General features: G+C 74.3%; 4 protein-coding genes and 1 pseudogene. 2 read left to right on the top strand and 3 right to left on the bottom strand.

Annotated elements, in window-relative coordinates; genetic code table 11:
* Positions 1–501: pseudogene (locus B9S61_RS00630) on the top strand (hypothetical protein); the annotation flags it as partial.
* Here B9S61_RS00630 and B9S61_RS00625 read toward each other — a convergent pair.
* Together B9S61_RS00625 and B9S61_RS00620 are read right to left on the bottom strand one after the other, a co-directional pair.
* On the bottom strand, positions 468–1,298 hold the full coding sequence (locus tag B9S61_RS00625) for an SURF1 family protein (RefSeq protein ID WP_103540414.1): 831 nt from the start codon (positions 1,296–1,298) through the stop codon (positions 468–470). The pseudogene B9S61_RS00630 and the gene B9S61_RS00625 overlap by 34 nt on opposite strands.
* Positions 1,299–1,383: 85 nt before the next feature.
* Positions 1,384–1,761, bottom strand: coding sequence for a nuclear transport factor 2 family protein (locus B9S61_RS00620; RefSeq protein WP_103540415.1), 378 nt, complete (start codon positions 1,759–1,761; stop codon positions 1,384–1,386).
* A gap of 172 nt (positions 1,762–1,933) precedes the next feature.
* Here B9S61_RS00620 and B9S61_RS00615 point away from each other — a divergent pair, with 172 nt between their 5' ends.
* Positions 1,934–3,781, top strand: a complete 1,848-nt coding sequence (locus tag B9S61_RS00615; RefSeq protein ID WP_103540413.1) for a prolyl oligopeptidase family serine peptidase — start codon at positions 1,934–1,936, stop codon at positions 3,779–3,781.
* A gap of 291 nt (positions 3,782–4,072) precedes the next feature.
* On the opposite strand, the gene B9S61_RS00610 is transcribed toward B9S61_RS00615, so the two are convergent.
* Entirely contained in the window at positions 4,073–5,947 is a 1,875-nt protein-coding gene (locus B9S61_RS00610) for a TrkA family potassium uptake protein (RefSeq protein WP_103540412.1), read from the bottom strand.
* Positions 5,948–6,312 lie beyond the last annotated feature (365 nt).

Here is a 6,312-nt window from a genome sequence, read left to right as displayed (position 1 = left end):
GGCTCGTTCCGGGTCATCAACGTCTCCTCCGCCGACTGCACGGTCGACGGCGCCGGAGGGGTGGGCGTGACTCCGCAGGGCGCGGCCTCCACCGCCGAGGTGGGCACGGCGCGGCATGTGGCCGGGGACGCGGCGGCCGGCCTGCCCGACCCCTCCCTGGAGGCGGCGCGGCTGGTGCTCGAACCGGGTGCGGCCTACGAGGTGCAGTTCGCCTGGGTGCCCTCCGAGACGTGCCCCGCCCCGGGCGACCCCACGGGCGGCGGCACCGGCGGGCCCTCGCCCGACCCGTCCCCCAGCGCCCCTCCGACGACGACCAGCGGCGCGTCCGCGGGCACGGAGGGCGGCACGGTCACCCAGCTGGTCCGGGAGGACGGCGGGATGGAGGGCAGCGTGGCGGTGACGTACACGGCGTCGACGGGAACGAGTTCGGCCACCACGACGGTGGCCAACGCCTGTGCGGGGACGGTCTACTGGACGGGGCTGCTGACGTCCGCGGGCTGACGGGGGAGGCCGTCGCCGGCCTTCCCGGCCTCGTCCCCTTCCGCGGCCAGGCCCAGTTCCGCGTCGCGGGCGAGTTCCACCTCACGGCGCAGCAGACGGAACCACATGAAGATGACGAAGCCCACGAACGCGAACCACTCGGCGGTGTAGCCCAGGTTCTGGAACGCCTTCAGGTCCAGGCCGGTGCCGCCCGGGGCGGACGCCGGTACCGCCCGCATCCCCGGGTCCCCGCGGTTGAGCGTGAGCCAGGCGTCGTACACGTCGTACGGCACCAGGTTCACCAGCGAGGCCGTGCTGATCGCGGCCGTCTGGCCCTCGGGCAGGCCGCTGCGGGCGCTGACGCCGTTGCTGCCCGGTGTCTCGGACGCCTGGAGCGCACCGGTGACCGTCACCTCGCCGGTCGGCGCCGCGGGCACCTCGGACGGGTCGGGGGTGCCGGGCAGCCAGCCCCGCACGACGGGCAGCGCGTTGCCGGTGTCGGTGCGCAGCAGCGTGAGGACGTAGTAGCCGTCCTCTCCGTCCAGCTGCCGGTCGGGCACCAGCAGCTGGGTGTCGTAGCGGCCGCGCGCGGTGGTCTGCTTGCCGGAGGTGGCCTTGGTCACGGGCAGCAGTGCGTCCAGCGGCCTGGCTTCCTCCCGCTGGTCCGTGACGGCCCGCTCCTCGGCGTCGCGGTGGCTGTCCACCCGGTCCTCGAACCGGCCCAGCTGCCAGGACCCCATGAAGATGCAGAAGGGGATGGACAGCAGCAGGAAGACGTTGATCCCCCACCAGCGGGGCGTCAGCAGAAACCGGTACACACCCCCAACGGTACGGGCCCACGCCCCGTTCCCCGCCCGCGGGGGTCGGCCGGGCCCGCCGACGCCGGCGCCGCCGACCGCTCCTCTATGACCGCTCGACCAGATGTTCGCGGCCCGTCGGCGGCTCGTACGGTTCGGGCCAGAAGTCGGTGACCGTGGATATCCGCCCGGAGGCGTCCCCGGTGAAGAAGGAGAGGGCGTCCGTCTCCTCCTCCCCGACCGTGCAGCGGACCCAGGTGACCACCTGGTCGGGCGGCCCGGCGACGACACGCTCGATCCGCGCGTGCCAGTCGCCCGGGTACTCGCGGTTGAACCGCACGTACCGCTCCCGTCCGCTGATTCGCTCCCCCGTCTGTGGCAGGACGTAGACGACGTCCTCGGCCAGGGTGCCGGCGAACGCGGTCCAGTCACGGGCCTCGGCGGCCCGCCAGTAACGCTCGACGTTCTCGCGCAGTTCGGTCATGCCGTGCAGTCTGCACCCCGCCACTGACAGTCCCGTCCGGCCGCCGGGGCCGCCCGTCCCGACCTGCGCGGGGAGACGGTGGGTGCGGGGACGGTGACGGATCCGGTGGAGGTTGTCCACAGGGCCGGCGACCGTGTCGCTGGAATGCCCGCCGGGCGGGCAGTATGGGCTCATGACTGTGAGCAACGGGTCCGACGCGCCGGGCCGGGCGGACCACCAGACCGAGCAAGTGGAACAGGGCGCGGGCATGCCCGACTGGGAGAAGCGTTTCCGGGCGCCCCGGGTGTCGCTGCCCGACTGGGCCGAGGACGCCCCGGAGCGCTCCCTGTTCGTGTCGAACGCGACGGGGACGTACGAGCTGTACGCGTGGGACCGTTCGACGGACGAGCAGCGTCAGGTGACCCACCGGCCCAACGGCACGACGGACGGCGTGCTCTCCCCGGACGGCGAGTGGATCTGGTGGTTCGACGACAAGGACGGCGACGAGTTCGGTGTCTGGCGCCGGCAGCGCTTCTCGGGCGGCGAGGACGAGCTCGCGGCACCGGGCCTGGACCCGTCCTACCCCGCCGGTCTCGCGCTCGGCAGGGACGGGCGTACGGCGGTGGTGGGCCGTTCCACGGACGAGGACGGTACGACGATCCACCTCGCCCGCACCGGCGAGCCGCCCGTGGAGCTGTACCGGCACCGTGAGTCGGCGGGCGTCGGCGACCTCTCCCACGACGGTTCGCTGATCGCCGTGGAGCACACCGAGCACGGGGACGCGATGCACTCCGCGCTGCGGGTGATGCGCCCCGACGGTACGACGGTCGCCGAGCTCGACGACACCTCGGGCGGCACGAAGGAGTCGGGCCTGGAGGTGCTGGGCTTCGCGCCGGTGGAGGGCGACACCCGGCTGCTCGTCGGGCACCAGCGGCGCGGACGCTGGGAGCCCCTGGTGTGGGACGTGGCGACGGGGGAGGAGACGGACCTCGCGCTCGACCTGCCCGGCGACGTCAGCGCCGAGTGGTACCCGGACGGCACGGGGCTGCTCGTGGCGCACGGTTTCGAGGCCCGCGGCGAGCTGTTCCGCTACGGCCTGACCGAGCGCCGGCTGGTGGAGATCCCCACCCCGCGCGGCGCGGTCTCGGGCGCGACGGTCCGCCCCGACGGCAGCGTGGAGTACCTGTGGTCGTCGGCGGAGCAGCCGCCGGCGGTGCGCTCCACCACGGGCGGCGTGGTCCTCGACCCGCCCGGGATGAAGTCGCCCGGGTCGGTGCCCGTGGAGGACGTGTGGGTGGAAGGGCCCGGCGGCCGTATCCACGCCCTGGTCCAGAAGCCGGCCGGTGCGACCGGTCCGCTCCCCACGGTCTTCGACATCCACGGCGGCCCCACCTGGCACGACAGCGACTCGTTCGCGGCGAGCCCGGCGGCCTGGGTCGACCACGGCTACGCGGTGGTCCGCGTCAACTACCGGGGCTCGACGGGGTACGGGCGTGCCTGGACCGACGCCCTGAAGCACCGGGTGGGCCTGATCGAGCTGGAGGACATCGCGGCGGTGCGGGAGTGGGCGATCGCCTCCGGCCTGGCGGACCCGGCCCGGCTGATCCTCACCGGCGGCTCCTGGGGCGGCTACCTCACCCTGCTCGGCCTGGGCACGCAGCCCGGCGCGTGGGCGATGGGCATCGCGGTGGTCCCGGTCGCCGACTACGTCACGGCGTACCACGACGAGATGGAGGCGCTGAAGGCGATGGACCGTACGCTGCTCGGCGGCACCCCGGAGGAGGTCCCGGAGCGTTTCGAGGCGTCGTCCCCCCTCACCTACGTCGACCGGGTGACGGCCCCGGTCTACATCTCGGCGGGCGTCAACGACCCGCGCTGCCCGATCCAGCAGATCGAGAACTACGTCAAGCGCCTGGAGTCCCGCGACGCGGTCCACGAGGTCTACCGCTACGACGCCGGTCACGGCTCCCTGGTCGTCGACGAACGCATCAAGCAGATCCACCTGGAGCTCGACTTCGCCAGGAGACACCTCCCGGCCTAGCGGCGGGCACCGGCTCCGCCGGGCGCGGTGCCCGCAGCCTCCCGGCTGCGGGCAGTCGTGCCTCCCCCGGAGGGGGTGCCCCCCAGGATCGGCACGGGTGGAGGATGGGGGTCCCGCTCATGGGGGTTCCCCGGCTCATAGCGGTCCCCCGGCTCATGGGGGTTCCCCGGCTCATAGCGGTCCCCCGCTCGAACGCGGTCGAGAGTGAGGGAGGAGCCGAGAGGAGGGCGGGCACCCCGCGAGCGCGGGCACGTGAGGCCCACCCCGTCCCCGCCCCGCACCGGACGCCCGCTACGTGGCACTGCGCGCCCGGCGGCCCATCAGTCCCGCCAGTCCCCGTCGGGTCGCCGCCAGGACCACCCGGTCGCCCGCCCGCAGCACGTACGTGTCCGGCAGGTTCCACACCAGCCCCGACCCCTGCGCGTCCGCCACCGCCGCGTCCCCCCGCGCCGCCGTGTCCAGCGCCAGCACCCGCCACGCCCCCGCCCGGAACGCCTCCGCCACCGTCCGGCCCTCCAACTGCGGGTGCCCGTCCACGACCACCGCCGCGAACAGCAGTACCCGCCGTTCCACCGGGATCGCGCCCAGGATCTGCCGCCCCATCATCGCCCCGGCGAAGGCCGGCGCCGCCAGGTGCGTCACACTGCGGCTGCGCGTCAGCGCGCCCGGATGGGCCGTCCGCAGCGTCCGGTACACCGCCTTCGCGAAGTCGTCGTCGTACAGCCGCAGCACCGCCCGCAGATCCGGCCGCACGGACCGCGCGTACAGCACGGCCTCCAGGTTCGTCGTGTCCTCGCTGGTCAGCGCGAGCAGCGCGTCCGCGCGGTGGATCTTCGCGGACTCCAGGACGCCCTCCTGCGTGACGTCCCCGACCACCACCGGCACACGTAACCGCCGGGCGGCGGCCATTCCGCGTGCCTCCGGGTCGGCCTCCACGCACACCACCGGGATGTGCAGCTCCCGCAGTCGGGTCAGCACCCGGGTGCCGATCTTGCCCAGTCCCAGCAGCACCACATGCCCGCTCAGCCCGCGCGGCGGCTTCCGCAGGGCCGACGCGGTGCGGAACGTCCCCAGCGCTTCCAGCACCGCCGCCAGCAGCACCGGCAGCAGCAGCAACCCCACGAGCATGGACAGCAGTTGCAGGATCTGCCGTCCCGTGGACATGTGGTGGGCGGGCTCGTTGATCGCGAACAGGTCCAGCAGCGTGACGTAGGTGGCGTGCAGCGGATTGTCCTGCGACACCACCGTCAGCGCGACAGCGAGCGCGATCACCGCCGCCACCAGCCCCGCGAGCGACCAGCGCAGCCGGCGCGAGAACAGGGAGGCGAACGGCGGCCCGCCCCGCCGGGCCGGCAAGGGCGGCCCGGAGTAGGACAACTGCTCCAGTACCACCGTGCCCCGCCCGGTGGCGGCCGCGACCGCCGCCGCGTCGGGCAGCAGCCGTGGCCCCTGGTCGCCACTGTCCTCCGACCCCTCGTCGCCGGCCGGGTCGTTGCTCGTGGCGGACAGCAACGCCAGGGTGCAGAGACCCGGGTGGGCCACCTCGCCCGGCCCCGGCGGACGCCGCTCCACGGCCCGCAGCAGCAGCCCCTCCGCGTCGACGACCTTGCTGGTGCCGACGAGGGCGGTCGCGACCAGCGAGGGCGCGGCCGTGTCGGCGTCGGACAGCACGGTCGTGGAGGCGTCGGTCCCCGCGCCTCCGCGCCCAGCGACCGCACCGCCCTCCAACTCGGCTGCCTGGTCGAGCAGTTCCTCGATGTGCTGCCCCAGCCGCCGGTTGTAGAGCCGCAGGACGAGCCGCAGCCGGGGGTTGAGGCGGCGGGCGGTCAGCGCGGCCCGGATGTTGGTCTCGTCGTCGTCGTACACCAGCGCCAGCGCGGCGGCCCGCGCCACACCGGCCTCGGCGAGCACGGTCTCGGTCGGCTCGGCGGCCTCCATCACCCGTTCACCGGGCGCCACGGTGTCGTCGGACCCGCCGTTGCCCCGGTTGACCGCGGTCACGACCCGGTCGAGCAGGGCCGCGGAGGCCGCACGCGCCCGCCCGGCCATCGGCTGCCGCACTCTGCGCCCGGCCGGCGGCACGATCAGGGTCACCTGTTCGCGGTACACACCGCGCAGTTCACCCGCGAGCCGGTGCGCGAGCCCGTCGTCCCCGCACACCACCATGTGCGCGGAAGGGTCGCTCGGCGGGGCCGGGTCGGGAAGGAGACTCACCACAGGGGAAGAGACTGCCTCATCGTGGCGGGCGGTTCCAGGCGGTACCTGAACACGGGCGCCCCGTTCTCCGTACCAGAGGGCCGGGGACCCGAGCGGTCCCGCCCTTTCGCGCGCGCATCCGGAGGTGCACCCGGCCCGTGGCCACCACCACTTCACCCCCGCGCGGCAGCGACGGGCCGGAACCCGACCGGCCTCGCGGGACACCTGCCGACCGGCCTGCCGGGACGCCTTCCGACTCGCCTGCCGGGATGCCTTCCGACTCGCCTGCCGGGATGCCTTCCGACTCGCCCGCCACCCCGCCTCCCACCCCGCCT

The sequence above is a fragment of the Streptomyces sp. SM1 genome (assembly GCF_002910825.1).
Lineage (GTDB): Bacteria > Actinomycetota > Actinomycetes > Streptomycetales > Streptomycetaceae > Streptomyces > Streptomyces okerensis.
The sequence above is the reverse complement of the archived record's forward strand: the minus strand, read 5'-3'. Positions and strand labels throughout refer to the sequence as shown.

Bases quoted from the DNA above. Each gene is read 5' to 3' on its own strand.
- B9S61_RS00620 (WP_103540415.1), bottom strand. From the start codon at position 1,761: ATGACCGAACTGCGCGAGAACGTCGAGCGTTACTGGCGGGCCGCCGAG.
- B9S61_RS00615 (WP_103540413.1), top strand. From the start codon at position 1,934: ATGACTGTGAGCAACGGGTCCGACGCGCCGGGCCGGGCGGACCACCAG.
- B9S61_RS00610 (WP_103540412.1), bottom strand. From the start codon at position 5,947: ATGGTGGTGTGCGGGGACGACGGGCTCGCGCACCGGCTCGCGGGTGAA.